Genomic DNA, 25421 nt, shown 5'->3' with positions numbered 1-25421 from the left:
CCATTGGACCGCAAGTAGGATTGTATCCTGCTTCATCCGTGCGGCCAACGATGAGGTCCTAGCGCCTGGGTTTCGCCCGGCCGGCTTCCGAACCATCCGGCATGGTGGCGCTAATGCGCCGAGTTGTGCCGAAATGCCGGCCGAATTCACGGCCCCCCAAATCTGTAAAATTGGCTTCGAACTCAACCAGCGCGTCGACGATAGCCGGCGCCTCCGAGCTGGGAGCCTCCTGCGTGAATCGTGCACTGAGGTAGACGCCATGAGGATGTGAGGGATCCAGACGGGTTTGGATCGCCCAGAAGGATGACAGCGAATAGATCGCTTTCATGAAATCCAGAATTAGCCGGTCATTGTAGGGACCTTCGACAGGCTGAACGGCAATGATTCTCTTCAAGCTTCGATCGCGGTTCTCATTGTAATTTTCATTTTCGTACAGCCAACCTTGGCCCCCGTGAGGCTGACCTATTAGCGCCTCGATAGCGGGTATATGAACTTCGCGCAGCTTCCGCAGGTTGGTGCATCTGACATAGATGCTCCAGCAAATTTCGTAGTCGCCGGCGAAAGGTTCGCCACTCGGCGGCAGGTCCGACGGCAGAAGCTGGTGCAGCTCGGAGTGCTTGGCCATGGACTACTCGGCGGCTTGCGCTTGTGCCGGCAGCCCTAGCCATTCTCGGCAATCAGCCTGCGCACGCGACGTGATCGCATGGCGCTTGGCAACGGTCTTGTCCTTGCCGCGCATGCGTTTGCCTTCGGTCTTCGGCGCCTCCACCGGCGGGAACAGGCCGAAATTGACGTTCATCGGCTGGAAGGAGCGCTTTCCCGGTTCGTCATCGGAGACGATGTGGCCGCCGGTGATGTGGTTGAGCAGGGCGCCGAAGGCCGTGGTCAGCGGCGGCAGGGACGGTGAGTGGCCGAGACGCTCGGCTGCGGCGAAGCGGCCGGCAAGCAGACCGATCGCGGCACTTTCGACATAGCCTTCGCACCCGGTGATCTGGCCGGCGAAACGCAGGCCGGGCCGCGACTTCAGTTGCAGCGAAGCGTCGAGCAAGGTCGGCGAGTTGATGTAGGTGTTGCGGTGCAGGCCGCCGAGGCGGGCGAAATCGGCGTTTTCGAGACCCGGAATGGTGCGGAACACCCGCACCTGCTCGGCATGCTTCAACTTGGTCTGGAAACCGACCATGTTGTAGAGCGTGCCCAGCGCATTGTCCTGCCGCAGCTGCACCACGGCATAGGCCTTTACGGTCGGATTGTGCGCGTTGGTCAGCCCCATCGGTTTCATCGGCCCGTAGCGCAGCGTCTCGACGCCGCGCTCGGCCATGATCTCGATCGGCAGGCAGCCGTCGAAATAGGGCGTGCCTTCCCATTGCTTGAATTCGGTTTTCTGGCCGTCGACCAGCGCTTGCACGAAGGCAAGGTACTGGTCCTTGTCCATAGGACAATTGATGTAGTCCTTGCCGGTGCCGCCTGGCCCGACCTTGTCGTAGCGCGACTGGAACCAGCAGGTATCCATGTCGATCGTGTCGAAATGGACGATTGGCGCGATGGCGTCGAAGAAGGCGAGCGCATCGGCGCCGGTCGCTTCCGCGATCGACTGGGCAAGCCCGGGGGCGGTCAATGGGCCCGTGGCGACGATCGCCTGGTCCCAATCCGCCGGCGGCAGACCAGGCACTTCCTCGCGCTGGATGGTGATCAGCGGGTGTGCTTCGAGCTTTTTCGTCACTGCGTCGGCGAACCCGTCGCGATCGACGGCCAGCGCGCCGCCGGCCGGAACCTGGTTGGCGTCGCCGGCGCTCATGATCAACGAGCCGGCCAGCCGCATTTCGGCATGCAACAGGCCGACTGCGTTGTTGTCGGCATCGTCGGAGCGGAAGGAATTGGAACAGACGAGCTCGGCCAGGCTGTCGGTCTTGTGTGCATCGGTGCCGCGAACGGGCCGCATTTCATGCAGGATGACCGGAACGCCGGCCTGCGCTGCCTGCCAGGCGGCTTCGGAACCGGCGAGGCCGCCGCCGATGATATGGATGGGGTTTTTGCTCATGAGCGCCGGAATAATCGCTTGGTGCGGCGATTGCAATTGCCGTGCGCGGTGCGGGGCAAACAGCTGCTGATGGGAGCGCCTCCTGAAAACGACAACACCCGCCGGGGGAGGAGGTCCGGCGGGTGTCGTTTTTGGGGTCGACCCTCGGGAGGAGGTGAAGGCCGACCATATTCGTCATCGCCGGGGAGGAGGTCGGCTTTGACGAAATTCCTTTCGCCATTTTTAAAAGGGGCGAAACCTCTGGAGCAAATTCGTTTTACTCCGGGGAAACAGCGCCCGCCGCGGGAGGAGGTGCAGCGGGCGCCGTTTTTGTGGCCAACCCTCGGGAGGAGGTGAGGGTCGGGCCTATTCGTCATCGCCGGGGAGGAGGTCGGCTTTGACGAAAACTCTTTCGCCGTTTGAAAGGGGCGAAACCTTTTGGGGCAAAATTCCTTTTGCCCCGGGTAACAGCGCCCGCCGCGGGAGGAGGTGCGGCGGGCGCCGTTTTGGTGGTCAACCCTCGGGAGGAGGTGAAGGTTGACCGGATCCGTCAGGGTCGGGGAGGAGGTCGACCCTGGCGAAATTCTGGTTAGATCGCCTGGCGGGCGATGATCTTGATTTCGTCGCGGACGATACCGAGATCATGCAGCTGGCGGTTGGAAAGGCGACCCAGCTCGGTAACCGTCTCGCGATAAACGCGCCAGTTACGATAATTGCGGATCAGGTTCATTGTCGTTCTCTTTTTCAAAACTGGTTCGGACCATTCGCGGTCCGAAGAATTAGACCGCCTTGCGAGCGACGTAAGGAATGTCGCTGCGGCTGATGCCGAGGTCGGTCAGTTCACGGTTGCTCAGGCGGCTCAGCTCGGACACGGTGTCCCTGTAGCGGCGCCAGTTGCGGTAGTTGCGGATCAGGTTCATGGTAGTTCTCGTTTCGTCTTTCTTGCGGATCATTCCGTTTGTGTACGAACTATAAATAGGCGGACCCATATCGATTTAAAAGCGCTATGGCTGCATGGCAGCAATGCAAATTGTGCAATGCAGCATTAACGGGCGTTCACGGACCTGACACAAAGAAACCCGAATCGGAAAATGCCGCCGCGTCAGCGGTTTGACCGGATCGGCTGAAAAAAAGACCGAACTGGGGGAGTGGCAGCATGGCGAGTTATTCGTCGCGGGTCAGGGCGGATATCGCGCGTTGGCTGCAGGCCGGGCTGATTGACGCCGCCACAGCCGATTCGCTTTCGCGCGATGTCGAGGCCAACGAGCGCAAGTCGCTCAGCTTCGGCTCTATCCTGGCGATGATGGCTGCCGTGCTGTTCGGAGCCGCCATCCTGATTTTCGTCGCCGCCAATTGGGACGCGACCCCGCGGCTGGCGCGCGTGGCGGCACTGTTTGCCGTCATCCTTGGTGGCTATGTCGGCGGCGCGGTGCTGAAGGCCCGCGACCATGCGGCGATCGGCGAAGCGCTCTGGATCGTGGCGGCTGCGGCTTTCGGCGGCTCGATCGCGCTGATCGGCCAGATGTATCATCTCTCGGGCGACGAGGCCTCGGCTCTGGTCACCTGGGGCGCCGGAACGGCGCTGGCGGCGGTGGCGCTGCGTTCTAATCCGCTGACGGTCGCTTCGGTCGGCATCGCCGATGCCTGGCTGTTCCTGAAAGGCTTCGACTACTACAGCCGCAGCGAATTTCCGCATGCCTTCTTGATCATGGCGATCGTGCTGTTTGCCGTCTCGTTCTGGACCCGCAGCCAGGCGGCTCGCCACCTGATCATCCTGTCGGTTCTGTTCTATCTTGTGCTGCTGGTCACCAACCACGACACGCTGCAGGTGGCGATCCCGCTGGTCGTCGTCTCGGCGCTGCTGTTCGCGGCCTCGGTCTTCGCGCCGGATCCAGTCGACCGGGTCGTGCAGCTCGGCGGCCGCTTGCCCTTGCACGCACTGCTCGGCTTCCTCACCGGCCTCGCAATGATTCAGTTCGAACTCGCCGACGAGAGCACCTACAACAGCGGTTTTGCCCTCGCTTCGGTGATCGCGCTTGCCGGCATTGTCGCCGCAATCGTGCTGGCAGGGCGGGAAAGCCGTGGGCTGCGCTGGTTTGCCTATCTCGGCTTCGCCTTCGAACTCGCCATCATCTATGTGGTGACCTTGCAATCGATGCTCGATACGGCCGGCTTCTTCCTGGCCGCCGCGGTGCTGCTCGGCATCCTTGCGATCGTCATCATCCGCGTGGAAAAGCGTATGAAAGGTCCAGATGCCAAAGGAGCCACGGCATGATCACCGGGAAAAGGCTTGTCATCTCGGCACTGGTGCTGGCGCTCGTCCAGATCGGCTTCCTGAGCTGGATCATCGCCGGCCGCGCGGCGATCCTGCGCAACGGCAAAGAGGTGCTGCTGAAGATCGAGCCCGTCGATCCGCGCGACCTCCTGCGCGGCGACTATATTATCCTGGGCTACGATATTTCGCGCATACCGGTGAAAATGATCGCCAACATTCCACCCGACAAACTCTCAAGCGACGACACCACGATAGTCGTCCGCTTGAACAAGGGGTCCGACAACTATTGGCAGCCGACGGCCGCCTGGTTCGGCAAGGCGCCGACGCCCGCCGCTGCCGACGAGGCCGATATATCAGGCCACGTCGCCGAGGGCTGGGACCTTCGCGGCGAAGAGGCGACCATCGCGCCGGACTACGGTATTGAGCGCTTCTATTTGCCGGAAGGCGAGGGGATGGCGATCCAGAACGATATGCGGGTGCGGCCATTCGGCATCCGTCTTGCGCTCGCCGGCGACGGCACCGCGCAGATCAAGGCGCTGGTCGACGGCGACAAGACGCTATTCGAGGAACCACTCTACTAAGTCCCTTATTTCCAGTGGTGTGAAGCATGCCAGTTAGCCTGTCGAAGCGTGACGACATCAACCTCGACACTGTTTTCCGCGTCGCCTGGAAGAAGGACACGGTGGCGATCGGCGAGAAGGCCTTGCAGCGCATCGCCGAATGCCGCGCCTCGTTTCTCAGGCTGATCGAATCCGATCCGCCACCGGTCATCTATGGCGTCACAACCGCCATGGGGGAATTGGCAAGCCGAAAGCTCGAACCTGACGAGCGTGATCGCCATGCGCGCATCAAGGCGTTTGCCGCCGCCACCTCGTTCGGCGATCCCTTGCCGGATCGCGTGGTCAGGGCGATCGTGCTTGCCCGTCTGACGAATTTCATCGAGGGCAACGCCGCCACAACGCCGCGCATCGCGCTAGCCGTGGCCGCAATGCTCGACGGGGAGCCGATGCCTGTCGTGCCGGCCTCCGGCCAGGGCGGCGCCGGTGAGATCCTGGCGCTCTACCCCTTGTTTGCAGAACTTTCGACGCGTTTCGACCTCGAGGTCAAGGAACGGGGTTCGCTCATCAACGGCTCGCCTTGCGCTGCCGCTCTGGTGGCAGACGCAGCGCTCGCGGCGCGCCGCCGGATCCGCATGGCGCACCAGGTGTTCGCGCTGTCGATCGAGGCGTTTCGTGCCCCCCTCGAACACTATGACGCCGCCCTCGACACGCTCTGGGGCGATGAGCATGAGGCCGCGGCCCTGCAGGGTTTGCGGGAATTTCTGGTTGGCGCCGGCGACGGGCGGCGCAACTATCAGGCGCCGGTCAGCTACCGCATCGTGCCGCGCGTCCTCGGCCAGGCGCATCGTGCGTTGTCGTCGGCCGAGCGGGCGGCCAATGTGTCGCTGGCCTCTATATCGGACAATCCGGTCTACATCCCGCCCGACGATGCACATCCGCTCGGCCGCTGCATCTCGACCGGCGGCTATCACAACGCCATGGCGACGCCGGCGTTGGACGATCTGGCGGCGATATGGGCCGATATCTGCCTGCTCTGCGACCGCCACGCCTCGAAGCTTCTGAACGGCAAGGTGTCGCTGCTGCCGGATCTGCTGATGACCGGACGTCACTCGGCCGACAGCGATGGCCATGGCAATGTCGGCTACGTACCGATGGCAATCACCGGCTATCTCGAACAGGCCAAGCTGGCAGCGCAACGTACCTTCATGCCGGGCACGGAATCAGCGGGCGCGGGGCAGGACGACGTCGCCACGACGGCATTCTTCGCATGGACCAAGGAAGCGACCGCCGGCCGCTGCGTCGACGCGGCCATGGCGATGCTGGCGATGATCGCCTCGCAGGCGCTGCACGTCACCGAACGGACGCCGCCGCCGGCACTGCGCTCCTTCGTCGATCAAATCAGAGCTATCGTGCCGCCTGTCGGCGCCGATCGCGTGCTGGGGCCGGAGCTTGCCAGGTTGGCGGAATGGTTCACTGAGAAGGTGTTCGAGGCGTAGAGATGCCGACAAGCTGTAGCCGGTGAAATTGGTGCGCCTGAACGGATGAAATTCGAACCGGTCCTCCTTCGCCAAGGCTTCGGAGGACGCTTTTTTTTGTGCATGTCGTCCTCCCAAAACCGAGTTCACTTTTGGGCGGCATGCACTAACGAGCTTCAGGTGGCCCGCCACCCGAAGCTCGAAGAGCGAAGGGTGGTGCGGACGACGGGAATCGAACCCGTACGATCAGAGATCGAGGGATTTTAAGTCCCTTGCGTCTACCAATTCCGCCACGTCCGCAGGCCAGCCCTTTTCAGACGCCAGACACAGCCCGTCAAGTCGTGTTGTTGAGCGTTCGCCGAACGTGCGAACAGACCGGGCGACTTGATGATACTGGCGCGATCACGGAATTATCGGCGCGGCGGGTAATGGTAGGATGCGTGTGGTGGATTTGATCCGCCAAGGCCGGCGCCTCTCAGGCCCAACCCATTCCCCCCGCCCACTGGGAGCGCCGGCCGCTCTTCCATGAAAGAGCCCTTTGAGTGGTTGCCTGGTCCGGCAGCGTCGCGATTGTGGCCCTGCTCAGAACTTGTAGCTCAAATTGATGCCTACCGTGTTGAGCTTCACGTTCTGATCGCGATCGTTGAAGGGTTCCGCTACGTCGTAGTGCTCGGAGCCGAAATCATAGTAGCGATACTGTGCGCCGACGACGAACTTGTCGGTCAACGCGTAGTCGACGCCGGCACCCACGGTCCAGCCGACATTCGTGCGCGTGCTGTCGAACGCCGGACCCGCGACTTGCGATGTTTCGATGCCGGCAAAGGCGACGCCGCCAATGCCATAGACCAGCAAGCGGTCCATGGCGTAGCCCGCCTTGGCGTTGACCGACCCGAACCACTTGATGTCGGTGCCGAATGTGCTTCCGAAGGCCGATACCGTCGTGCCGCGGACCGAGGAATAGTTGAGTTCCGCCTCGGCGCCCAGCACCGCCTGGTCGAATTGCCACAGTCCGGCGACATGGCCGCCGACAAAACCGCCGTCAACATCGGGTGTGGCCGAAAACGGCTCGCCCTCTGTTCCTGATATGTCGGACCGACCCCAGCCATAGCCGGCTTGCATGCCGGCATAGTAGCCGGTCCAGTCGAAGCCGGGCGCGGTCATCGGAACATCGGCCGCTGGGTCGGCGGCGAAAGCCGGCACGGCCAGAGCGGCAAGAAAACCGGCACTTGCGACCATCAGGCGATACATCGAACTCCCCGAAATGACGGTTCAGAAAGATCCTCGCCAGAAGGATAACCGCATTCGCCGCAATCGCAATCCCCCTGTCGCCGCACAGAATCCGCTATTTGGCGTCGATGAAGTCCAGCACAGCCTGGTTATATTCATCCGGCGCTTGCAGCATGGCGAAATGACTGGCGTTGGGCAGGATAATCAGCTTCGCGCCCGGGATGGCGGAGGCGATATATTCGGTGTGTTCGCGCTTGATCGCTTCATCATGGTCGCCGGCAACGATCGCCGTCGGCGTGGTTATCTCAGCGAGCTGCTCCTTGGTCCACGCCGGCTCGGTCTCCCACATATGGCTTATCTGCGCCACGAAGGCGTCATACTGGTCCGGTGTTTTCGACATCTTCTTGTAGTCGCGGCCGGAGCGGTCGATGTAGGCGGCAAAGGTCTTGTTGGTCATCACGCCCGGATCGACGCCGTCGGTGGTTACGTTGGCGGCTTGCGCAAAGAGCCTTGTCAGCCGCTCCGGATGATGCAGTGCGATGTCGATACCGATAATTCCGCCATCGCTCCAGCCGACGAGCGCGGTCTTGTCGATCTTCAGGTAATCGAGCAGTGCCAGATAGTCCGACGCCATCAAGTCATAGCCATAGGGCTGCTCGGTGCGGGTGGAGCGGCCGTGACCACGGCTGTCGGCGACGATCACCTTGTGGGTTTTGGAAAACGTGGCCACCTGGCTGGCCCAGATGTCGGCGTGGCCGAGGCCGCCATGGATGAGCAGCACGGGGTCACCCGCTCCGAAAACGGCGTAGTACATCTGGATGCCGTTCACCGGCGCATATCCGCTCTGATCGGGCTTGGGCATGGCCGCAGGCTCCGGCAAGGTCTGCCAACGTTCCTCGGCGGCGGCAAAAGTGGTCGACGCTGCGAACAAGATGACGACGGCGAACGCTTTCCAAAAACGGGTCATGTTTCCCCCTTACGGCTCGGTCCGTAGCCAGCATCGCGCTTTGGCCAGATTAGTCAACAAGCTCAGTCTGCCGCGGTGTGTTGGCCCGACGGCTCTGGCGGCGCCCGCCGACATTTGCGAGACTGGCGACAACCGAAGGAATCGCGAATGACGAAAGCAACGCTCGCAAAACCCAGACCGTGGACCGAGATGGCGACACATCTGGTCGATGTCGCCATGGGGCGCAAACCCGCTGACCTGGTCGTGCGCAACGGCCGCTGGGTGAACGTCCATTCGGGCGAGATCATCGCCGGCACCGACATCGCCATTGCCGGCGGGCGCTTCGCTTATTGCGGGCCCAATGCCAGCCGTGCCATCGGCCAGGGCACCAAGGTGGTCGACGCCGGCGGGCGCTACCTGGTGCCCGGTCTCTGCGACGCGCACATGCATGTCGAAAGCGGCATGGTGACGGTGACCGAGTTCTGCCGGGCCGTCATTCCGCACGGCACCACCTCGATGTTCATCGACCCGCACGAGATCGCCAATGTGCTTGGCCTGCCCGGCGTGCGGCTGATGCATGACGAAGCGGTCGCCATGCCCATCAACGTGCATGTGCAGATGCCGTCCTGCGTGCCTTCGGCGCCGGGGCTGGAACATGCCGGCGCCGAGCTGACGGTCGCCGATGTCGAGGAGGCGATGACCTGGGAGAACATTATCGGCCTGGGCGAAGTGATGAATTTTCCCGGTGTCGCCGCCAATGATCCTGTCATGTCGGGCGAGATCGCGGCGACGGTTCATGCAGGCAAGACGGTCGGCGGCCACTATGCCTCGCGCGATCTCGGCCTGCCGTTCCATGGCTATGTCGCCGGCGGCCCCGAGGACGATCATGAGGGCACGCGCGCCGAGGATGCCATCGCCCGTGTGCGCCAGGGCATGAAGGCGATGCTGCGGCTCGGCTCGGCCTGGTACGACGTCGCCTCGCAGATCAAGGCGGTGACGGAGAGCGGTATCGACCCGCGCAATTTCATCCTGTGCACCGACGACAGCCACTCCGGCACGCTGGTCCAGGAAGGCCATATGGACCGCGTGGTGCGCCACGCCATCCAACAGGGGTTGAAGCCGGTGACGGCGATCCAGATGGCGACGCTCAACACCGCCCAGCATTTCAGACTGGAGCGCGAGATCGGCTCGATCGCGCCGGGCCGGCTGGCCGACCTGCTGATCGTTTCGGATCTCGCCGCAATGACCATCGACGAGGTCTATGCACGCGGCGTCAGGGTGGCCAAGGGCGGCAAGCTCGAAATCGATATTCCGGCCTATGATTACCCGAAGACGGCGAAGAACACCGTCAAGCTCGGCAAGAAGCTGAAGGGCGACGACTTCGACATCACGGCGCCCAAGGGCGCCAACGAGGTGCGGGTGCGTGTCATCGGCGTTATCGAGAACCAGGCGCCGACGCGCGCGCTTGAGGCCGATCTGCCGGTCGAGGACGGGCTGGTCGCCATGGACCGCCGCAACGACATCTGCCAGATCGCGCTGGTCGAGCGCCACCGGGGCACGGGCGGCGTCACCAACGCCTTCGTTTCCGGCTTCGGCTATGTGGGCGACTGCGCCATGGCGTCCAGCGTGGCGCATGACGCCCACCACATCATCTGCGTCGGCACCAACAAGCAGGACATGGCGCTGGCCGTAAACCGCCTGGGCGAAGTCGGCGGCGGCGTCGTGCTGTTCTCCAAGGGCAAGGAACTGGCGCTGGTCGAAATGCCGATCGCCGGGCTGATGTCGGACGAGCGGGCCGAGATCGTCGCGGCCAAGGCAGAGAAGCTCACCGAGGCGATGCGCAAGATGGGCTGTTCGCTGAACAACGCCTACATGCAGCACTCGCTGCTGGCGCTGGTCGTCATTCCCGAACTCAGGATTTCCGATGTCGGCCTGATCGACGTGACGACGTTCCAGAAGGTCGATCTGTTCGTCTAGGATTGTTGATATTCAGGCCATGCCCGGCGGGCAATCGCTTCAGGTTCGAATTCACCTTTGCCGAGCGTCGGCGCCGCCCCTCATCGCCCTGCCGGGCACTTCTCCCCATATACTGACGGGGAGAAGGGGCTGGCCGCAACGACTGTCCTCTTCTTGCAATGCTGGTCATTGGCGAAACCGGTGATAATAGCGCCCCTCTCCCCGTCACTATACGGGGAGAGGATGCCGGCAGGCAGGTGAGGGGCAGCGCCGACTTCGACACCTGATGGTCTCCACCAGGAAGCTGCCCCCGGCTACCCGCCGGTGGCGATGGTCAGCACCTTGAACGGCGTGGTGATGACGATTTCCGCGACCGAGCCGACGGCCTTGCCGAGGCCCTGGCCGAGATTGTTGAGCTGAGTCGGGACGGGCTCGTCCGAGGCAAGGCCGGCAGGCGCCCGCAGCCGATCGCCCAGCAGTTGCACCAGCATTGGGTTGTCGGCGAATTTGGCGTGGTTGAGGCGGTCACCGCCCTTGGCCTGGGAAAGGTCGACCACCGACACGCCATAGCTGGCGAGGTCGGCCGCATCGCCGTAATCGCCGACGCGCGGCTTATCGCCCGAGATCAGGGAGGACAGCTTGAGAGCCCGGTCATCCGCCGAGAGCAGGATGGCGAATGGCTTGTCGGGTTTGCCGTAACGGATCATCTGTTTCTTGAACACGTCGACATCGATGTCGGGCGAGGCCAGGATGACGTAACCGAGTTTGTCGTCGAGATCGCGATCGCCGGTGATGGCAAGCTGGCGCAGAGCCTCCATGGTCACCCAGGTCCCCATCGAATGGGCGATGATGTCGATGCTCTTGACCTTGGTCTTGGCCAGCATCCTGAGGGTCGCCTCGAGGTCGTCGCGCGCTGCGTTGGCGCTTTCCTTGTCGTAGATGTAACCCGTGGTCTTGCCGCTCGAAGCCCATGAGAACAGCACCGGCGTGCCGGGATATTTCGTGTCGTGCGCGATCTGCGTCAGCCGGTAGATGCCGTCATCGAAGCCGTTGTTGAAGCCGTGCACGAAAACCAGCGCACGGTCGCCGCGCATGGCGATGTCGGCGCCGACCGCCTTGGCGAACTGCGGCGCGCCTTCATAGAAGGTGACGTCCTTGGCGGTGAAATCCTTGGCCGGGTTGCTGTTTGCCGATCCCTTGGCCCGCTCGATGGCGCCGACCTGATGGTTTTTCGGGACGGTGACGTCGACACGGGCAAAGCTGGTGGTCAGCGAGCGATCGCCGTCGAACACCTGTCGCGGGTCCTTGGTTGCCCTCTGGCGGGTGGTGGCGACGAAGATTTCATGCGTGGCCGCGATGTCGGAAGCGGGCACCGTGACCGTCGTCTTGTTGAGCAGGTCGTGCGTTTTGCCGCCGGCGCAGCCGGTGACAGCGAGCGCCAATGCAACGACGAGGTAGCTCTTCGAACGCATGGTCATACGCCGGCTCCCGCCAAGGGGGACGTCAAACGCGTGACGTCGCTGGCTATTCCGATAAGGCCAGAGACCGGCGCGGTCCAGTTCAAAGTGAATCCACACGTCCGCGATGCCGGGCAGGCACGGCGAAAACCGCGGGACCGCACCTATTGGCCAAGCAGGCTGATGCGGTCTGTCACGTCACGGTCGCTGGCAAAGCCGTCATCCTCGCGCAGCCGCTGGCCGATCATCTTCACCAGCGTCGGATTGTCGGCGAACTTCGTATGGTTGAAGCTGTCCGATCCCTTGACCTTGGACAGGTCGACGACCGACACGCCATAGGAGGCGAGATCGGCGGCATCCTTGTAGTCGCCGACGCGCGGCCGGGATCCGGCGATCAGGCCGGAGAGCCGCAGCGCGCGGTCGTCGTCCGACAACAGCAGGATGAACGGCTTGTCGGGCTTGCCATAGCGCCGCATCTGGCTCTTGAACACGTCGACATCGATGTCGGGCGAAGCCAGCACCACGTCGCCGAGCTTGCCGCCGAGATCGCGGTCGCCGGTGATGGCCATCTGCCGCAGCGTTTCCATGGTGACCCAGGTTCCGAGCGAATGCGCGACGATGTCGATGCGCCGCGCGCCGGACTGCTCCAGCATCCTGAGCGTCACCTCCAACTGGTCGCGGGCAGCGCTGGCGCTTTCCTTGTCATAGACGTAGTCGGTGGTCCTGGCACCCGATGCCCAGGAAAACAGCACGGGCGTGCCGGGATAGCCGGAATCATGGACGATCTGGGTGAGGCGATAGACGGCGGCATCGAAGCCGGTGTTGTAGCCATGCACGAAGACCATGACGCGGCCGCCACGCGCCGCGATGTCGGCATTGAGCGCGCTGGAGAATTTCGGCTGCGTGTCGTAGCCGACGACCTCGGAAGCCATGAAATATTTGGCCGGGTCATCCGACTTGCCGCGCGAGCGGCGCTCGATCTGGCCGGTCTTGTGAAGCCCCGGAACGGTGACGTTGACGCGGGCATAGTTCAGCGTCGCCGAGCGTTCGCCGTCGAAAACCTTGTTGGGATCGTCGGATTTCTTGCGCGTCGTGGCGATGAAGATCGAGTGGTTGCCGGCGATCTCCGTCACCGGCGCGGACACCATGGCGCTGCCCAGCAATTCCTGTGTTTGCTGGCCGGCGCAGCCGGCGACGAGCAAGGCCAGGACAACGATAAAAATCTTCTTCAAAGGCACGCCTGAATTTCCAACTCCGGCCGAAAGGCCTGTCTATCCTCACGATACCTCCCGGACAGGCAGAGTGCGGCAGAACTAAGTCATGTCCAGTCGAAATGTGATCGGCGCCCCGCTACGGCCATCGCAGTGTTGCGCGAAAGCCAAAATGGCGGCGTCGCCGCCGGCCTTCCAATTCCCGCAGAGATAGCGATTTTAAGCCGCCTGATGCCAGGGGCATGAGAATGTACCCACAAGTAACTGAAAATATTCCGCAAAATTTCCGCTCGGAACGACGCACATGATGGACGATGGCGCCACGTAGCCGGATATGCAATAGGCTGGCTCGCGCCGCACCTTGTCCCGGCGCTCAACAACCGAACGTGCGCGACCCGATCAATGATAGAGGTCCGCGGACAGCGTGCAACACAAGGTGGCTTTCCCAAGGGTGGTTTCCGATGAACAGTTTCTCTTCCCGCGTTGCTGCCGCTGCCGCCGCGATCCGCCAGATCTTCCCTGAAACGCCGCTGCAGGAAAACGATTATCTGTCGAAAAAGACCGGCGCGCGGGTGCTGTTGAAGCGCGAGGACCTGTCGCCGGTCCGCTCCTACAAGATCCGCGGCGCCTTCAATTTCTTCCGCAAGACACTGGCGGCCGGCAACGAGGCTGAACTGTTCGTCTGCGCGTCCGCCGGCAACCACGCGCAGGGTTTTGCTTTCGTCTGCCGCCATTTCGGCAGGCGAGGCGTCGTGTTCATGCCGGTGACGACGCCGCAGCAGAAGATCGACAAGACCAAGCTGTTCGGCGGCGATTTCATCGAGATCAGGCTGGTCGGCGATTTCTTCGACGACTGCTATCGCGCGGCCCTGGAATTCACCGACAGTTCCGGCGCCCATATGGTGCCGCCCTTTGATCACAAGGACATTATCGAGGGCCAGGCAACCGTCGCCTACGAGATCGCGGATCAGATGCCGGGCGCCCGCATGCCCGATATCGTCATGCTGCCGGTCGGCGGTGGCGGACTTGCCGCGGGCGTCACCCATTATTTCGCCGATCAGGGCAGGGAAGCACGCTTCGTCTTCTGCGAACCGGCAGGCGCGCCGAGCCTGCGCGAAAGCCTTGCGGCGGGAAAACGGCTCAAACTCGCCAAGGTCGACAATTTCGTCGATGGCGCCGCGGTGGCCGAGATCGGCCGCGAGCCGTTGCGTCGTCTCAAGGATTTTCCGGCCGACACAGTGCGGCTGATCCCGGAAAACCGGCTCTGCGCCACCATGATCGAAATGCTCAACGTCGAAGGCGTCGTGCTGGAGCCGGCCGGCGCGCTGGCGATCGATGCGCTCAAGGATTTCTCCAAGAAGGAGATCAGGGGCAAGACCATCGTTGCCGTGGTTTCGGGCGGCAATTTCGATTTCGAGCGGCTGCCGGACGTTAAGGAACGGGCGCTACGCTTCGAGGGGCTGAAGAAATACTTCATCATCCGCTTTCCGCAGCGGCCCGGCGCGCTGCGAGACTTCCTCGAACTGCTCGGGCCCGACGACGACATCGCCCGTTTCGAATATCTGAAGAAATCGGCGCGCAATTTCGGTTCGGTGCTGATCGGCATCGAAACCAAGGACCGCCGCAATTTCGATCTGCTCAAAGCGAAGTTCGAGGCCGAGGGCGTCCAGTATCAGGACATCACCGACAACGAGACATTGGCCGGGTTCATCATATGAGCGGCAAGGAGGCAGGAAAAATCTTCGTCGCGCTGTTTTCCGGCATCAATGTCGGCGGCAACCGCATCGTCAAAATGGCGGAGCTGCGGTCGTTCTTCGAGGATCTCGGCTTTTCCGATGTCGCCACCTATGTGCAGAGCGGCAATGCCGTGTTCCGGGCGAAGAAGGGCGACGCGGCCGCGCTGACGAAACAGATCGAAGCAGCCTTCGAGAAGAAATGGGGTTTTTATTCGCGCATCATGGTGCGCGATCTCTCATGGTTCGAGCGGCTGGTGAACGAAAACCCTTACCCGGAAGTTGCCGGGGACCATACCAAGCTGCATGCCTATGTGCTGGAGCGCGAGCCGACAGCGGACGAGGTGGCGCGACTGACCGAAAAGTGCACCGGCCCCGAACGCTTCGAGATCAAGGGCGATGTGCTCTACTTGCACGCGCCGGACGGGCTGGGCAAATCGGTGTTTGCCGGGCTGATCCCGCGCACGCTGAAAGTCCCGGGCACCGCACGCAACTGGCGCTCCGTGCAGGCGCTGCTGGAGATGGCTGCTCAGACCGGTGGGAAGTAGGCGGCCTATGCCGCCGGTGCTGGTTTCCAGTCGAAGGTCAGTTCTTCGCGGAAAGCAAAGCGCTTGATGTGATCGGCGACAACGCTTTCCAGGCGCTCGATCGATCCCGCTTCGTCGGTCGACACCGTGATATGCAGTGTCGCCGCATTGGCATCCATGACGGTACGGCCCATTGAGAGATCGATGGTGCCGTGGGTGGGATCGAACTCGACCGGGAATTTGTGCGCCCAGTGCTTGCACAGCTGCTGCAGGTAGCGGCTGGCATGTTCGGTGGCGACGTCGGCATGGCTGGTCGGCATGAATTCTCCTGGGCAAGCGCCTGTTGCATGGCTGGGCGCCGGCCCAAGCCTGGCGCCTCAGCCAGACAGATAGGCGCCGCCCCTGAAAAACCAAACGGTACCGGGCCGTCAGCCTGGCATTGTCCGCTCAAGACAGCGTGATCGGCTACCAGCTTCCGGTGTTCGCCATCGAAGCCCAGGGCTCCGCCTTGGCCTTGGCCGGGCCTTTCTGCAGAAGCTCGATCGAGATGCCGTCCGGCGACTTGACGAAAGCCATGTTGCCGTCGCGCGGCGGCCGGTTGATGATGACGCCATTGTCCATCAGATGCTGGCAGGTGGCGTAGATGTCGTCGACCTCATAAGCGAGGTGGCCGAAATTGCGTCCGCCCTTGTAGTCTTCCGGATCCCAATTGTAGGTCAGTTCGATCAGCGGTGCCTTGTCGGCGATGCCGCTTTGCTCGTCTTCGGAGGCCGCGAGGAAGATCAGCGTGAAGCGGCCTTGCTCGTTTTCGTAGCGGCGCACTTCCTTGAGGCCGAGCTTGTTGCAGTAGAAGTCGAGCGAGGCATCGACGTCGGTGACGCGGATCATGGTGTGCAGATAGCGCATGTGATTTCCTCGATAAATTGCGTTGCGGCGCAACATAGGGTCGGCCCTGTCAAAGGGCAATCGTGCGGCGGTGCGCAATGCCGGCAAAGAACAAATCCGGTATTGCCCAAATGAACCGTGAAAAAAGGCACGGCAGGTCTTGCACAGACCGGAAGCCGCAGTGTTAATCTGTTGGCAAGAATCAGTTGCGGTGTTCTTGAAAAAAGGGGGCATTCTTATGGGGGAAAAGGCCTCTTTGACGGGGCGGGACGGACCCCTCGGCGACGCCTTGCAGCGTGACGAAGGCGGCGATGCCGCGGACTTGCTCGAAATAGCCGGCGCCATCAAGTGGTTCGATGTGGCCAAGGGCTATGGTTTCATTTTGCCGGATGACGGCATTTCCGGCGATATCCTCCTCCATGTGACATGTCTTCGAAGGGATGGCTTTCAGACGGCCCTGGAGGGCGCACGCGTGGTCTGCCTCGTCAAACATGGCGACCGCGGATTGCAGGCCTTCCGGGTGCTCTCTATGGACGTCACCACCGCGGTCCACCCGGCCGAGATGCAGGAGCAGCGCACCCATGTCGCGGTGACGCCGGAGAGCGGTCTCGAACGCGCCCTGGTGAAATGGTTCAACCGCACCAAGGGGTTTGGTTTTCTCACCCGCGGCGAGGGCACCGAGGACATCTTCGTCCATATGGAGACCTTGCGCCGTTACGGTATCACCGAGCTTCGGCCGGGGCAGGTCGTGCTGGTTCGTTTCGGACGCGGCGACAAAGGCCTTATGGCCGCCGAAATTCACCCCGATATGGGGACCTTGCCGGTCTCGCACTAGGGCGTTTCCGGCCGAGGATTTCGAATGGCTTACAGGAACTGGCTGACCGCGGGCGCGATGTGCGCGATTGCCTTCATCGCCGCCGCCGGTGGTTACTTCTATTCCGAAAAGCCGACCTCGGCGGACAGCCGGGCGATGATCCTTCCAGCCGATCCGGCGCCATTGGTCGTGGTGACGAAAGGCGGTGATCGCTCTTTTTCCATCGAAGTCGCCGACACCGCCGCGGAGCGCGAGGCCGGCTTGATGTACCGCCAGGACATGGCGGACAACCACGGCATGCTGTTCGTCTTCGAGGTCCAGCAGCAGGTTGGCTTCTGGATGCACAACACGCCAATGCCGCTTGATCTGATTTTCGTCGGCCAGGATGGCAAGATCCGGGCGGTCAAGCACGGCGAGCCGCAATCGGACGCCGTCGTTTCGCCCGGCGTACCGGTGCGCTTCGTGCTCGAGCTCAAGGCCGGCACTGCCGCCAGGAACGGCATCGAGTATGGCGACCTTTTGCGCCATCCGGCCGTGGGCACGGTATCCGGCCCCGGCATGCCACCAGCCGACAATGGCGATGCACCCAATGGCGGTGGCGGTTGAGCACACAGGCGGGATCGCAGATGCAGTCTTTCACCCATGACGGCTTCGAGCTTACCTTCCTCGACCGCCAGCCGGCATCGGGCGAGGGCGATCCGGTGCTGATGATCCATGGCTTCGCCTCGAGCCATTATGTCAACTGGGTGTCGCCCGGCTGGTTCAAGACGCTGAACGACGCCGGTTACCGCGCCATCGCCTTCGACAATCGCGGCCACGGCTCGTCGTCCAAGAGCTATGAGGAGGCCGACTACACGCCGGTCAAGATGGCTTCCGATGCCGCTGCCTTGCTCGGCCATCTCGGCATCGGGCGCGCTCATGTCATGGGTTATTCGATGGGCGCGCGCATCGCGGCGTTCATGGCGCTGTCCGATCCGGACAAGGTGGCGACGCTGGTCTTCGGCGGTCTCGGCATCGGCATGGTCGACGGTGTCGGCGATTGGGATCCGATCGCCGCCGCCTTGCTTGCCGATGATCCGGCCGCCACCAGCCATCCGCGCGGCCGGTCGTTTCGCGCCTTCGCCGACCAGACCCGCAGCGATCGCCGGGCCTTGGCCGCTTGCATCGCCAAATCGCGCGAATTGCTGAGCGAGCAGGATATCGCCCGCATCGCCCAGCCGACGCTGGTCGCCGTCGGAACCACCGACGACATTGGCGGCTCGCCCGATGAGCTTGCAGCGTTGATGCCGAACGCCAGCGCCTTTCACATCGAGGGCCGGGACCATATGCTGGCCGTCGGGGACAAGACCTTCAAGCAGCGCGTGCTGGAGTTCTATGCCGAGAATCCGCTTTGAGCGGACGGCGACGCGTCAGGCGGCTTTGACGCTTGCGCTCAGTCTGGCGCTCTCGCTGCTTGAACCGACTTCGCCATCACGCACAGCAGCTCGAACATCATCGTCGCGCCGGCGAGCGCCGTCATTCCACCCAGGTCGAAAGGCGGCGCCACCTCCACGACGTCGGCGCCTACAATGTTCAATCCATCGAGCAAGCGGACCATTTCCTGGGCCTCGCGGGTGGTGAAGCCGCCAAGTTCAGGCGTTCCGGTCCCAGGCGCCATCGATGGGTCGATGCAGTCTATGTCGAAGGTGACATAAACAGGATTGTTTCCGACGATGCCGCGCGCCTCTTCCACGACGCTGGCCGCGCCTCGCCTGACGAACTCCTCCATGTAGATGATACGGATGCCCTGGGCGACCGCCCAGTCATGTTCGCCGGGTTCATAGATCGAGCCGCGGATGCCGATCTGGACGACGCGCTTGGGATCGAGCAGCCCCTCTTCGATGGCGCGGCGGAACGGCGTGCCATGTGTATAGGGATTGTCGCCGAAATAGCGGTCATTGGTGTCCGAATGCGCGTCGAAATGGATCATGCCGACGGGCGCCTTGCGGGCCACGGCGCGCAGCACCGGCAACGTCGTCAGATGATCGCCGCCCGCTGCAAGCGGAATGGCGCCCACTGCCACGATCGCCGCGATGCCGTCCTCGATGCGCTTCAGCCCGTCCAGCAGGTTGATCGGATTGACCGAGAGATCGCCGACATCGGCGACGTTGGCGATGCTGAACGGCTCGGTCCCCGAGACGTGATGGGCGCGCCGCATCAGGCTCGACTGGTTGCGGATCTCGCGCGGGCCGTGCCGTGCGCCGGCGCGATTGGTGGTGCCACCATCCCACGGTATGCCGACGAGCGCGATGTCGAGCCCCTCCGCGCTTGCCACGGCCGGCAGTCTCATGAAGGTCGAAAGTCCGGCGAAGCGAGGCACGGCGGAGGCGTCGATCGGCTGGAAGAAATTGCTGCTCATGGTGTCGGCACCTCAGAAGAATTCGCGTTTGACGATTTCCGCAATGCGGGTCTCGCAGTCGTCGAGCAACCATCGGCCCTTTTCCGCCGATGAGCCCTCGGTCAGCGACAGCACGCCGGATGGCGGCACTTCCTCGGCTGGCTTGGGATAGCGATCATATGGCCTGAACTGCGCCGGGCCGTCATGCAGTGCCTTGCCGAGGTCGACGAGCTCGGGACGCAGCGCCAGCATCATCGAGGTTTCGATGACGCTCGCATGTTCCAGCTCGATGCCGGGATAACCATCGGGGAACACTTTCGCCAGCGTCTCTGTGCGCACCATTTCCCAATGATCGATGCGCAGGATCGTCAGATCCGCCGCACGCTCGCGGCCGATGGTGTCGAGCGCCAGTTCGATGCCCTCGATTGACGGGCCGATGTTCTCGTAGTGGCCGTTGAGGACAACGATACGCCGGACCTTCTGGCGATAGAGATCGCAGATCACATCCTTGACCAGCAGCGAAAACGTATGCGCCGTGATGTTGATCGTGCCGGGGAAGGCCGGGCCGCCGCCTGTTCTCGGCTGCGAGCGGTTGCCGTAAGCGATGGTCGGCGCGACGAGGCCGCCGACCTGCTTCGCGACCGTCTCGGCGATGGCGGTGGGAAGCACGACATCGACATTCATCGCCATGTGGTGGCCATGCTGCTCGGTCGAGCCGAGCGGCAGGAAGATAGGAGCGCCGGCGGCGATCCTCTTCTCGGCTTCGGGCCATGGCAGTTCAGCGAGGAAAACTCGGTCTTTCATGATCATCTCGTTTCAAAGCATCGCCGCGCCACCATTGGCGCCCAGGCATTGTCCGGTGAAGAAGGTGGCGCCGGGGCCGGCAAGGAAGACCACCGCGGAAGCGATTTCATCCGGGCGGCCGATCCGCCCCAGCGGGTGTGTCGTTTCCTGCGCGCGCTGGCTCTCGCTCAGCGCCTCGAAACCGAGAAGCGGCGTGTCGGTCGGCCCCGGCGCCACGGCGTTGACCAGGATGCGAGGGGCAAGCTCTCGCGCCCAGGAGCGGGTCAGGCCGAGCAATGCCGCCTTGGTCGCGCAATAGACCGAGGCGTTCGACCGGCCGAGATAGGCGAGCTCGGAGGCGATGTTGACGATGCGGCCGCCATCGGGAAGGTGCGGCAGGACTTCCCGTGCCACGATGATGGCGCCGCGCACATTGACGGCGAACATGCGGTCGACATGGTCGAGCGAAATCGCCTCAAGCGGTGCTTCATGGAGGATGCCGGCATTGTTGACCAGAATGTCGTAGCCGCCGATCCGTTGCGCGCCTTGCCTGACCGCGGCAATGATGTCGGCCTCATTGGCAAGGTCGCAGGCAAGGATCGGGATATCGCCGTCGGATGCCTTGAGATCGAAGCCGAGAACAATGGCTCCGGCGTCCCGCAAGGCGAGCGCGGTCGCGCGACCGATGCCGCTGGCCGCACCGGTGACCAGCGCGCGTTTTCCGTGCAGCGGGGTTACCAAGGCACTTCTCCCCTGTCGACGCCGAGCGACTGCCCGGTGATGTTGGCCGCGAGATCCGACGCCAGGAACAGATAGGTGCCGGCCATGTCGGCCGGCTCCATCAGGCCGGGCAGGGCTTGCGCGCCAACGATGTCTTCGAGCAGTGCTGCTTCACTGACGGCGCCTTGCTCGGCCATCCGGCCAAGCGAGCGCATCGATGCTTCCGTGCGGACCCATCCCGGACAGACCGCATTGACGCGGATGCCTTTCGATCCAAGTTCCTTGGCCCAGGTTTTCGTCAGGCCGATGATGGCGTGCTTGGAGGCGACATAGGCGCCGAACCGCGCTTCGGCGACGCGGCCCCAGATCGATGCGGTGTTGATGATCGAAGCGCCGGCCTGCATGCGCGGCAAGGCGCGCGCGGTGACAAGCGCCGTGCCGATGACGTTGATCTCGATGATGCGCCGGAAGGCGGCTTCGGCCTCGTCGCTGCTGTCGGTGATCGGCGTCATCAGCTCGAGGCCGGCATTGTTGATGAGCACGTCGATCCGGGAGATCGGTCCGAGGGCCGCGCCGACCGCCTCGCGGTCGGCGATGTCGGCCTCCGTGCCTGTGGCGCCCAAGTCGTGGGCCCGTTCGTGCACGGCCGCGTCGTTGGCAATGAGGTGCAGGCTGGCGCCGGCCTGGGCGAAGCCCTTGGCGATGCCGAGCCCGATGCCTCGGCTCGCTCCGGTGATCACGACCGTCTTTCCGGAAAAGGAGAGGCTCATACGACCACTCCGGTTTCGTTGCGGATCAGATGCAGGACCTTGTTGCGCAGCTCGAAGAATTTCTGGGTTTCGCGAATCTCCAGCGGCCGGTCCGGGCCAAGCTCTGCCGCCACGTCGATATCGGCGACGATCGAGGCTGGACGGCGTGAGAACAGGATGATCCGGTCGGCGAGAAATACGGCTTCTTCGACGTCGTGGGTGACGAAGATGATGGTCTTTTCCTCGCGGATCTGGATCTGCCGCAGCTCGACCTGAAGCCGCTCGCGCGTCAGCGCGTCGAGGGCGCCGAAAGGCTCGTCCATCAACAGCACGTCTGAGCCTGCGGCGAGCGTGCGGGCTATGGCCACGCGCTGGCGCATGCCTCCCGAGATCCGGTTTGGATAGGAGTCGGCAAAGTCGGCGAGCCCGAACAGCTTGAGATAGTGGCTGATACGCTCGGCTCTTTCGGTGGCACCGAGGTCCTTCCTGTAGCGCATGCCGAAGGCGATGTTGTTTTTGACCGTCAACCAGGGAAACGACGAATAGGACTGGAACACCATGCCGCGCCGACGGTCCGGCCTGACGACCTTTTCCCCGCCAAGCAGGATCGAGCCCGAACTCGGTTCGTCGAGGCCGCCGACCATGCGCATCAAGGTGGTCTTGCCGCAGCCCGATGGGCCGAGAAAGACGACCAGCGAATTGCGCTCGAGGCCAAGGCTGGTGTTTCGCACGACATCGACGGGGCCGAAGGACTTGGCCGTGTCGATGAATTGAACATATCCGGTCATGTCATGCTCCTCACAGATACCGGAACAGCCGGCGGTGAAGCAGGCGCAAAAGTTGGTCGGTGACAAGGCCGATCAGGCCGATGACGACGACGCCGGCCATGACCTCCGGTGTCTTGACGAAGCGCCGGGCCGTCCAGATCACATAGCCGATGCCGGAATCGGCGGCGACGATCTCGGCGATGATCAGATAGGTCCAGCACCAGCCGAGCGTGATGCGCAGATTGTCGAGCAGCGTCGGGCCCATCCAGCGCAGGGCGACGTCGACCATGACCTGCCTCGAATTGGCACCGACGGTGCGGGCGACCTCGACGAACTCCTGCGGCACGCGCCGCATGTCGTCGGCGACGAGCAGCACGAGCTGGAAGAACGTCCCCAGCCAGAGCAGGAAGATCTTGGTCTCCTCGCCGACGCCGAACCAGATGATCGACAGCGGCACGAGTGCGGGGACCGGCAGGTAGCGGATGAAATCGATCATCGGCTCCAGGGCGGCGCCGACGATCCGGTAGCTGCTCATCATGATGCCGATCGGGATCGCCATGACGGCGGCCAGCAGGAAGGCAATCCAGACACGGGTGGTCGAAACCGCGACGTGCCACAGCAGGTTCTGCTCGGTCAGCATCGTCCACAGGGCAATGACGACGCGGCTCGGCGAGGGCAGGAACTGCGGCGCAATGATGCCCGCGCGCGCCGCCAGCTCCCACAGGGCAACGACGAGCACAGCCGCGGCGACACTGACGGCAAACTCCAGCATCGGCGATGCGCGACCGCGGAAGACAAACAGGCTGCTGAACAAATCATTATCCCCGGATGATCGAAAGAACGGCCGTCACCGGCGCGAGCCGGAATGACATCGCTGCCGACAGCCGAGACAAGCTGCCGGCCCGGCCGCGCGGCCGCTATTTCGCCGGGATCTTGTTGATCGCCGAACTGTCGATCTGGTCCGCCGCCACCAGTCTGTTGTCGGCGGCGCCGTTCTCCAGGTTTAGATCCATCACCGTGTCGAATATCCCGTGCAACGTGCCTTTTTCTCCCGGCTTGCCCATGTAGGCCAGGGATTCTGCAAGCGTCGTGTAGGACAGGCTGGAGTTGACGATGTCGGTCACTTCGGCAGGCGTCAGGCCGAAATGCTTGGACGCCATGTCGGCGAATTTTTCCGGCTCGGCCTTGATGAAATCGACCGTCTCATAGATGCAGCCGAGGAATTTTGCGTATTTGTCGGGGTTCGCCTTGAAGTCGTCGTTGCGGGCGATGATCGCGTCGATGATGATGCCGCGATGATCCTTGGACGAGATCAGCATGCGGGCACCGGTGCGGGTCGAGGCCTTCAGCGCCTGCGACATGAACGGTTCGTAGGTCGCGATCGCGGCGATCGATTCATCGACGAAAACCGCACCCGTATCGGCCGTCGCGATGTCCTTGATCTGCAGATCCTTCAGCGACAGGCCCGCCTGCTTCAGCTCCATCTGCAGCAGCAGGCGCGAGGGGATGTTGGGCTCGGCCGCGACGACCTTGCCCTTCAGATCGGCAACGGACTTGATCTTGTCATCGGTGATGACGCCGTCGCCACCGACGGATTCGTCGATCGTGCCGATGATGATGCCGGGCGTCGAGGCGTCGCGCGGGCGGCCCTGATATTCGCCGACCGAGCGCATCTGCATCTCGATGTCGCCGCGCGCCATCGCCGCCATGACGTTGGTCAGGTCATCCTCGAACTTGATGCTGACATCAAGGCCCTTGGCGGTGAAGCAGCCAAGGTCGCTGGCGATATGGACAGGCGCAAATCCCAGCCATGTCGGCGCCAGGATGCGGATCTGGTCGGCGCTGAGGGCGAGCTGCGAACTGGCGAGCAGCAGGGCTGCGGACAAGGCGGTGCCTGGTAACGGTTTCATGATTGTTCCCCAATTTTGTTCCGTACAGGCTCGCGATTTCTGACATTGATGTAAATGAGTTTATTTAGAACGATACATCGAATAACATCGATGTATCGTTCTGTGCATCATGGGGAATGGCATGCGCCGGCTGGACAATATCGATATCCGCCTGCTGCGCGTTTTCGTGGCGCTGGCCGATTCAGGCGGGTTCGCCGCTGCGCAAATCACGCTCAACCTGTCACAGCCGACGCTGAGCACGCATCTGGCGGAGCTGGAGAAACGCATCGGTGCCCAACTCTGCCATCGCGGGCGCAAGCAATTCCGCCTGACCGAGGTTGGACAGGCAACCTACGATGCGGCGCAGAGGCTGTTCCGCGACCTTGACGATTTCGGACATCGCATCAATGCAGCCAGCGGCAGCCTGTCGGGCCGCTTGCGGGTCGGCACGTCGGATGGGGTCTTCACCAGTGGCGAACTGGGTATCCAGCACGCGCTCAGCCGCTTCATGGGGCCCGATTCCGACGTCTTCATCGACCTTTCGGTGGGTACGCCGTCCGAACTCGAGCAACAAGTTGCCGATGGCGGTCGCGACGTTGTCATCGGGCCGCTGTCGCAGAAAGCGCCTGGGGTTGTCTATCGCGACTATTGCGGCGAACCGCATCTTCTCTATTGCGGCCGCCGGCATCCGCTCTTTGCGATGCCCGATTCAAGGATCGATCAAGGCGCCGTCGATGCCGCGCGGTTCTCGGTGCGCAGCTATCGACATTTCGACGACCTCTACCTGGTCGGCCATCCCAAGGCGAGTGCATCGGTCGTGCACATGGAAGCGCAGTTGATGCTGATCCTGTCGGGCAACTTCATCGGCTTTCTGCCATGCCATTTTGCCGATCCCTGGGTCGCCGCCGGAGACATGCGGGCGATCAAGCCAAGGGCCTATTCGTTCAGTTCCATACACCGCGTCGCCTATCGCAAGACCGACGCCCAGCGCTCGCTTGTTCAGGCGTTTCTCGGTGCATTGTTCGATGCAACGCCCGTGGCGGGATAGGGCGA

At 62.9% G+C, this 25421-nt stretch carries 27 protein-coding genes and 1 tRNA gene; 10 read left to right on the top strand and 18 right to left on the bottom strand.

Going from position 1 to position 25421, the window contains the following annotated elements; translation table 11 throughout:
* Positions 1–58: 58 nt before the first annotated feature.
* From NP503_RS27685 to NP503_RS27670, 4 genes are all read right to left on the bottom strand, one after another.
* A complete protein-coding gene (locus tag NP503_RS27685) occupies positions 59–625 on the bottom strand; it encodes a hypothetical protein (protein WP_127269101.1) in 567 nt (188 codons plus the stop codon).
* A 3-nt stretch (positions 626–628) separates the two neighbouring features.
* On the bottom strand, positions 629–2038 hold the full coding sequence (gene trmFO / locus NP503_RS27680) for a methylenetetrahydrofolate--tRNA-(uracil(54)-C(5))-methyltransferase (FADH(2)-oxidizing) TrmFO (protein ID WP_127269100.1): 1410 nt from the start codon (positions 2036–2038) through the stop codon (positions 629–631).
* Between the two features lie 568 nt (positions 2039–2606).
* A complete protein-coding gene (locus NP503_RS27675; RefSeq protein WP_013531314.1) occupies positions 2607–2747 on the bottom strand; it encodes a DUF1127 domain-containing protein in 141 nt (46 codons plus the stop codon).
* A 49-nt stretch (positions 2748–2796) separates the two neighbouring features.
* Complete coding sequence (locus NP503_RS27670; RefSeq protein WP_013531315.1) at positions 2797–2937, bottom strand: DUF1127 domain-containing protein; 141 nt, start codon at positions 2935–2937, stop codon at positions 2797–2799.
* Between the two features lie 236 nt (positions 2938–3173).
* On the opposite strand from NP503_RS27670, the gene NP503_RS27665 reads away from it, so the two are divergent.
* Genes NP503_RS27665 through NP503_RS27655 form a run of 3 tightly spaced genes read left to right on the top strand, consistent with a single transcriptional unit; the run spans position 3174 to position 6348 of the window.
* Positions 3174–4292: a DUF2157 domain-containing protein gene (locus tag NP503_RS27665; protein ID WP_127269099.1), complete on the top strand. Its 1119-nt coding sequence runs from the start codon at positions 3174–3176 to the stop codon at positions 4290–4292.
* Positions 4289–4873, top strand: coding sequence for a GDYXXLXY domain-containing protein (locus NP503_RS27660; RefSeq protein ID WP_127328233.1), 585 nt, complete (start codon positions 4289–4291; stop codon positions 4871–4873). The genes NP503_RS27665 and NP503_RS27660 overlap by 4 nt, the downstream gene beginning before the upstream one ends.
* Before the next feature lie 26 nt (positions 4874–4899).
* A complete protein-coding gene (locus NP503_RS27655; RefSeq protein WP_127271568.1) occupies positions 4900–6348 on the top strand; it encodes an aromatic amino acid lyase in 1449 nt (482 codons plus the stop codon).
* Positions 6349–6541: 193 nt separating this feature from the next.
* On the opposite strand, the gene NP503_RS27650 is transcribed toward NP503_RS27655, so the two are convergent.
* From NP503_RS27650 to NP503_RS27640, 3 genes are all read right to left on the bottom strand, one after another.
* A tRNA-Leu gene (locus tag NP503_RS27650) sits at positions 6542–6627 on the bottom strand.
* Between the two features lie 282 nt (positions 6628–6909).
* Complete coding sequence (locus NP503_RS27645; RefSeq protein ID WP_127272804.1) at positions 6910–7575, bottom strand: outer membrane protein; 666 nt, start codon at positions 7573–7575, stop codon at positions 6910–6912.
* A gap of 94 nt (positions 7576–7669) precedes the next feature.
* On the bottom strand, positions 7670–8521 hold the full coding sequence (locus tag NP503_RS27640; RefSeq protein ID WP_127271933.1) for an alpha/beta fold hydrolase: 852 nt from the start codon (positions 8519–8521) through the stop codon (positions 7670–7672).
* A 147-nt stretch (positions 8522–8668) separates the two neighbouring features.
* On the opposite strand from NP503_RS27640, the gene ade reads away from it, so the two are divergent.
* Positions 8669–10477: an adenine deaminase gene (gene ade / locus NP503_RS27635; RefSeq protein ID WP_127271836.1), complete on the top strand. Its 1809-nt coding sequence runs from the start codon at positions 8669–8671 to the stop codon at positions 10475–10477.
* A gap of 293 nt (positions 10478–10770) precedes the next feature.
* On the opposite strand, the gene NP503_RS27630 is transcribed toward ade, so the two are convergent.
* Together NP503_RS27630 and NP503_RS27625 are read right to left on the bottom strand one after the other, a co-directional pair.
* A complete protein-coding gene (locus NP503_RS27630; RefSeq protein WP_127270257.1) occupies positions 10771–11934 on the bottom strand; it encodes an alpha/beta hydrolase in 1164 nt (387 codons plus the stop codon).
* Between the two features lie 143 nt (positions 11935–12077).
* On the bottom strand, positions 12078–13151 hold the full coding sequence (locus NP503_RS27625) for an alpha/beta hydrolase (RefSeq protein WP_127270256.1): 1074 nt from the start codon (positions 13149–13151) through the stop codon (positions 12078–12080).
* 434 nt (positions 13152–13585) lie between these two features.
* Here NP503_RS27625 and ilvA point away from each other — a divergent pair, with 434 nt between their 5' ends.
* Positions 13586–14842, top strand: a complete 1257-nt coding sequence (gene ilvA, locus NP503_RS27620; protein WP_127271834.1) for a threonine ammonia-lyase IlvA — start codon at positions 13586–13588, stop codon at positions 14840–14842.
* Positions 14839–15405, top strand: a complete 567-nt coding sequence (locus NP503_RS27615) for a DUF1697 domain-containing protein (protein WP_127271772.1) — start codon at positions 14839–14841, stop codon at positions 15403–15405. Before ilvA ends, NP503_RS27615 begins: the two co-directional genes overlap by 4 nt.
* A gap of 5 nt (positions 15406–15410) precedes the next feature.
* On the opposite strand, the gene NP503_RS27610 is transcribed toward NP503_RS27615, so the two are convergent.
* A complete protein-coding gene (locus NP503_RS27610; protein WP_127271774.1) occupies positions 15411–15704 on the bottom strand; it encodes a DUF2218 domain-containing protein in 294 nt (97 codons plus the stop codon).
* 145 nt (positions 15705–15849) lie between these two features.
* Positions 15850–16290 (bottom strand): lactoylglutathione lyase, encoded by a 441-nt coding sequence (gloA, locus tag NP503_RS27605; protein ID WP_127271577.1) that lies wholly within the window; start codon positions 16288–16290, stop codon positions 15850–15852.
* A 217-nt stretch (positions 16291–16507) separates the two neighbouring features.
* Between gloA and NP503_RS27600 the strand changes: the two genes are divergently transcribed.
* From NP503_RS27600 to NP503_RS27590, 3 genes are read left to right on the top strand one after another with little or no spacing between them, the layout of a single operon-like run.
* A complete protein-coding gene (locus NP503_RS27600) occupies positions 16508–17104 on the top strand; it encodes a cold-shock protein (protein WP_032901396.1) in 597 nt (198 codons plus the stop codon).
* Positions 17105–17128: 24 nt separating this feature from the next.
* Positions 17129–17689, top strand: a complete 561-nt coding sequence (locus NP503_RS27595; RefSeq protein WP_127271578.1) for a DUF192 domain-containing protein — start codon at positions 17129–17131, stop codon at positions 17687–17689.
* A 20-nt stretch (positions 17690–17709) separates the two neighbouring features.
* Positions 17710–18477, top strand: coding sequence for an alpha/beta fold hydrolase (locus tag NP503_RS27590; protein WP_164749085.1), 768 nt, complete (start codon positions 17710–17712; stop codon positions 18475–18477).
* A gap of 38 nt (positions 18478–18515) precedes the next feature.
* Here the strand turns inward: NP503_RS27590 and speB are convergent, their stop codons facing one another.
* The 7 genes from speB to NP503_RS27555 all read right to left on the bottom strand — a co-directional run bounded on the left by speB (position 18516) and on the right by NP503_RS27555 (position 24389).
* Positions 18516–19481 carry an agmatinase gene (gene speB / locus NP503_RS27585; protein WP_127271573.1) on the bottom strand — a complete coding sequence of 322 codons (966 nt, stop codon included), beginning with the start codon at positions 19479–19481 and terminating at the stop codon, positions 18516–18518.
* 12 nt (positions 19482–19493) lie between these two features.
* Positions 19494–20264 carry a creatininase gene (locus NP503_RS27580; RefSeq protein ID WP_127271829.1) on the bottom strand — a complete coding sequence of 257 codons (771 nt, stop codon included), beginning with the start codon at positions 20262–20264 and terminating at the stop codon, positions 19494–19496.
* A gap of 12 nt (positions 20265–20276) precedes the next feature.
* Complete coding sequence (locus NP503_RS27575) at positions 20277–20984, bottom strand: SDR family NAD(P)-dependent oxidoreductase (RefSeq protein WP_127271827.1); 708 nt, start codon at positions 20982–20984, stop codon at positions 20277–20279.
* Positions 20978–21733, bottom strand: coding sequence for an SDR family NAD(P)-dependent oxidoreductase (locus NP503_RS27570; protein WP_127268136.1), 756 nt, complete (start codon positions 21731–21733; stop codon positions 20978–20980). Before NP503_RS27570 ends, NP503_RS27575 begins: the two co-directional genes overlap by 7 nt.
* Positions 21730–22500 carry an ABC transporter ATP-binding protein gene (locus tag NP503_RS27565; protein ID WP_127268137.1) on the bottom strand — a complete coding sequence of 257 codons (771 nt, stop codon included), beginning with the start codon at positions 22498–22500 and terminating at the stop codon, positions 21730–21732. Before NP503_RS27565 ends, NP503_RS27570 begins: the two co-directional genes overlap by 4 nt.
* 10 nt (positions 22501–22510) lie before the next feature.
* On the bottom strand, positions 22511–23293 hold the full coding sequence (locus NP503_RS27560) for an ABC transporter permease (RefSeq protein WP_236383447.1): 783 nt from the start codon (positions 23291–23293) through the stop codon (positions 22511–22513).
* 103 nt (positions 23294–23396) lie between these two features.
* Entirely contained in the window at positions 23397–24389 is a 993-nt protein-coding gene (locus NP503_RS27555) for an ABC transporter substrate-binding protein (RefSeq protein ID WP_127268138.1), read from the bottom strand.
* 121 nt (positions 24390–24510) lie between these two features.
* Between NP503_RS27555 and NP503_RS27550 the strand changes: the two genes are divergently transcribed.
* On the top strand, positions 24511–25416 hold the full coding sequence (locus tag NP503_RS27550; protein WP_127268139.1) for a LysR family transcriptional regulator: 906 nt from the start codon (positions 24511–24513) through the stop codon (positions 25414–25416).
* Positions 25417–25421: the final 5 nt, after the last annotated feature.

The sequence above is a fragment of the Mesorhizobium sp. SEMIA396 genome, from assembly GCF_024518615.1.
Taxonomy (GTDB): Bacteria; Pseudomonadota; Alphaproteobacteria; order Rhizobiales; family Rhizobiaceae; genus Mesorhizobium.
This window is presented reverse-complemented; position numbering and strand designations above follow the sequence as displayed.

What these genes read in the sequence shown, in the direction of transcription:
- NP503_RS27590 (WP_164749085.1), top strand. Translation starts at nt 17,710, where the DNA reads ATGCAGTCTTTCACCCATGACGGCTTCGAGCTTACCTTCCTCGACCGC.
- NP503_RS27595 (WP_127271578.1), top strand. Translation starts at nt 17,129, where the DNA reads ATGGCTTACAGGAACTGGCTGACCGCGGGCGCGATGTGCGCGATTGCC.
- NP503_RS27555 (WP_127268138.1), bottom strand. Translation starts at nt 24,389, where the DNA reads ATGAAACCGTTACCAGGCACCGCCTTGTCCGCAGCCCTGCTGCTCGCC.
- NP503_RS27610 (WP_127271774.1), bottom strand. Translation starts at nt 15,704, where the DNA reads ATGCCGACCAGCCATGCCGACGTCGCCACCGAACATGCCAGCCGCTAC.
- NP503_RS27685 (WP_127269101.1), bottom strand. Translation starts at nt 625, where the DNA reads ATGGCCAAGCACTCCGAGCTGCACCAGCTTCTGCCGTCGGACCTGCCG.
- NP503_RS27640 (WP_127271933.1), bottom strand. Translation starts at nt 8,521, where the DNA reads ATGACCCGTTTTTGGAAAGCGTTCGCCGTCGTCATCTTGTTCGCAGCG.
- NP503_RS27645 (WP_127272804.1), bottom strand. Translation starts at nt 7,575, where the DNA reads ATGTATCGCCTGATGGTCGCAAGTGCCGGTTTTCTTGCCGCTCTGGCC.
- NP503_RS27570 (WP_127268136.1), bottom strand. Translation starts at nt 21,733, where the DNA reads ATGAGCCTCTCCTTTTCCGGAAAGACGGTCGTGATCACCGGAGCGAGC.
- NP503_RS27565 (WP_127268137.1), bottom strand. Translation starts at nt 22,500, where the DNA reads ATGACCGGATATGTTCAATTCATCGACACGGCCAAGTCCTTCGGCCCC.
- NP503_RS27580 (WP_127271829.1), bottom strand. Translation starts at nt 20,264, where the DNA reads ATGAAAGACCGAGTTTTCCTCGCTGAACTGCCATGGCCCGAAGCCGAG.
- NP503_RS27675 (WP_013531314.1), bottom strand. Translation starts at nt 2,747, where the DNA reads ATGAACCTGATCCGCAATTATCGTAACTGGCGCGTTTATCGCGAGACG.
- NP503_RS27660 (WP_127328233.1), top strand. Translation starts at nt 4,289, where the DNA reads ATGATCACCGGGAAAAGGCTTGTCATCTCGGCACTGGTGCTGGCGCTC.
- trmFO (WP_127269100.1), bottom strand. Translation starts at nt 2,038, where the DNA reads ATGAGCAAAAACCCCATCCATATCATCGGCGGCGGCCTCGCCGGTTCC.
- NP503_RS27655 (WP_127271568.1), top strand. Translation starts at nt 4,900, where the DNA reads ATGCCAGTTAGCCTGTCGAAGCGTGACGACATCAACCTCGACACTGTT.
- speB (WP_127271573.1), bottom strand. Translation starts at nt 19,481, where the DNA reads ATGAGCAGCAATTTCTTCCAGCCGATCGACGCCTCCGCCGTGCCTCGC.
- NP503_RS27670 (WP_013531315.1), bottom strand. Translation starts at nt 2,937, where the DNA reads ATGAACCTGATCCGCAACTACCGCAACTGGCGCCGCTACAGGGACACC.
- NP503_RS27615 (WP_127271772.1), top strand. Translation starts at nt 14,839, where the DNA reads ATGAGCGGCAAGGAGGCAGGAAAAATCTTCGTCGCGCTGTTTTCCGGC.
- gloA (WP_127271577.1), bottom strand. Translation starts at nt 16,290, where the DNA reads ATGCGCTATCTGCACACCATGATCCGCGTCACCGACGTCGATGCCTCG.
- NP503_RS27550 (WP_127268139.1), top strand. Translation starts at nt 24,511, where the DNA reads ATGCGCCGGCTGGACAATATCGATATCCGCCTGCTGCGCGTTTTCGTG.
- ilvA (WP_127271834.1), top strand. Translation starts at nt 13,586, where the DNA reads ATGAACAGTTTCTCTTCCCGCGTTGCTGCCGCTGCCGCCGCGATCCGC.
- NP503_RS27665 (WP_127269099.1), top strand. Translation starts at nt 3,174, where the DNA reads ATGGCGAGTTATTCGTCGCGGGTCAGGGCGGATATCGCGCGTTGGCTG.
- NP503_RS27630 (WP_127270257.1), bottom strand. Translation starts at nt 11,934, where the DNA reads ATGACCATGCGTTCGAAGAGCTACCTCGTCGTTGCATTGGCGCTCGCT.
- NP503_RS27600 (WP_032901396.1), top strand. Translation starts at nt 16,508, where the DNA reads ATGGGGGAAAAGGCCTCTTTGACGGGGCGGGACGGACCCCTCGGCGAC.
- ade (WP_127271836.1), top strand. Translation starts at nt 8,669, where the DNA reads ATGACGAAAGCAACGCTCGCAAAACCCAGACCGTGGACCGAGATGGCG.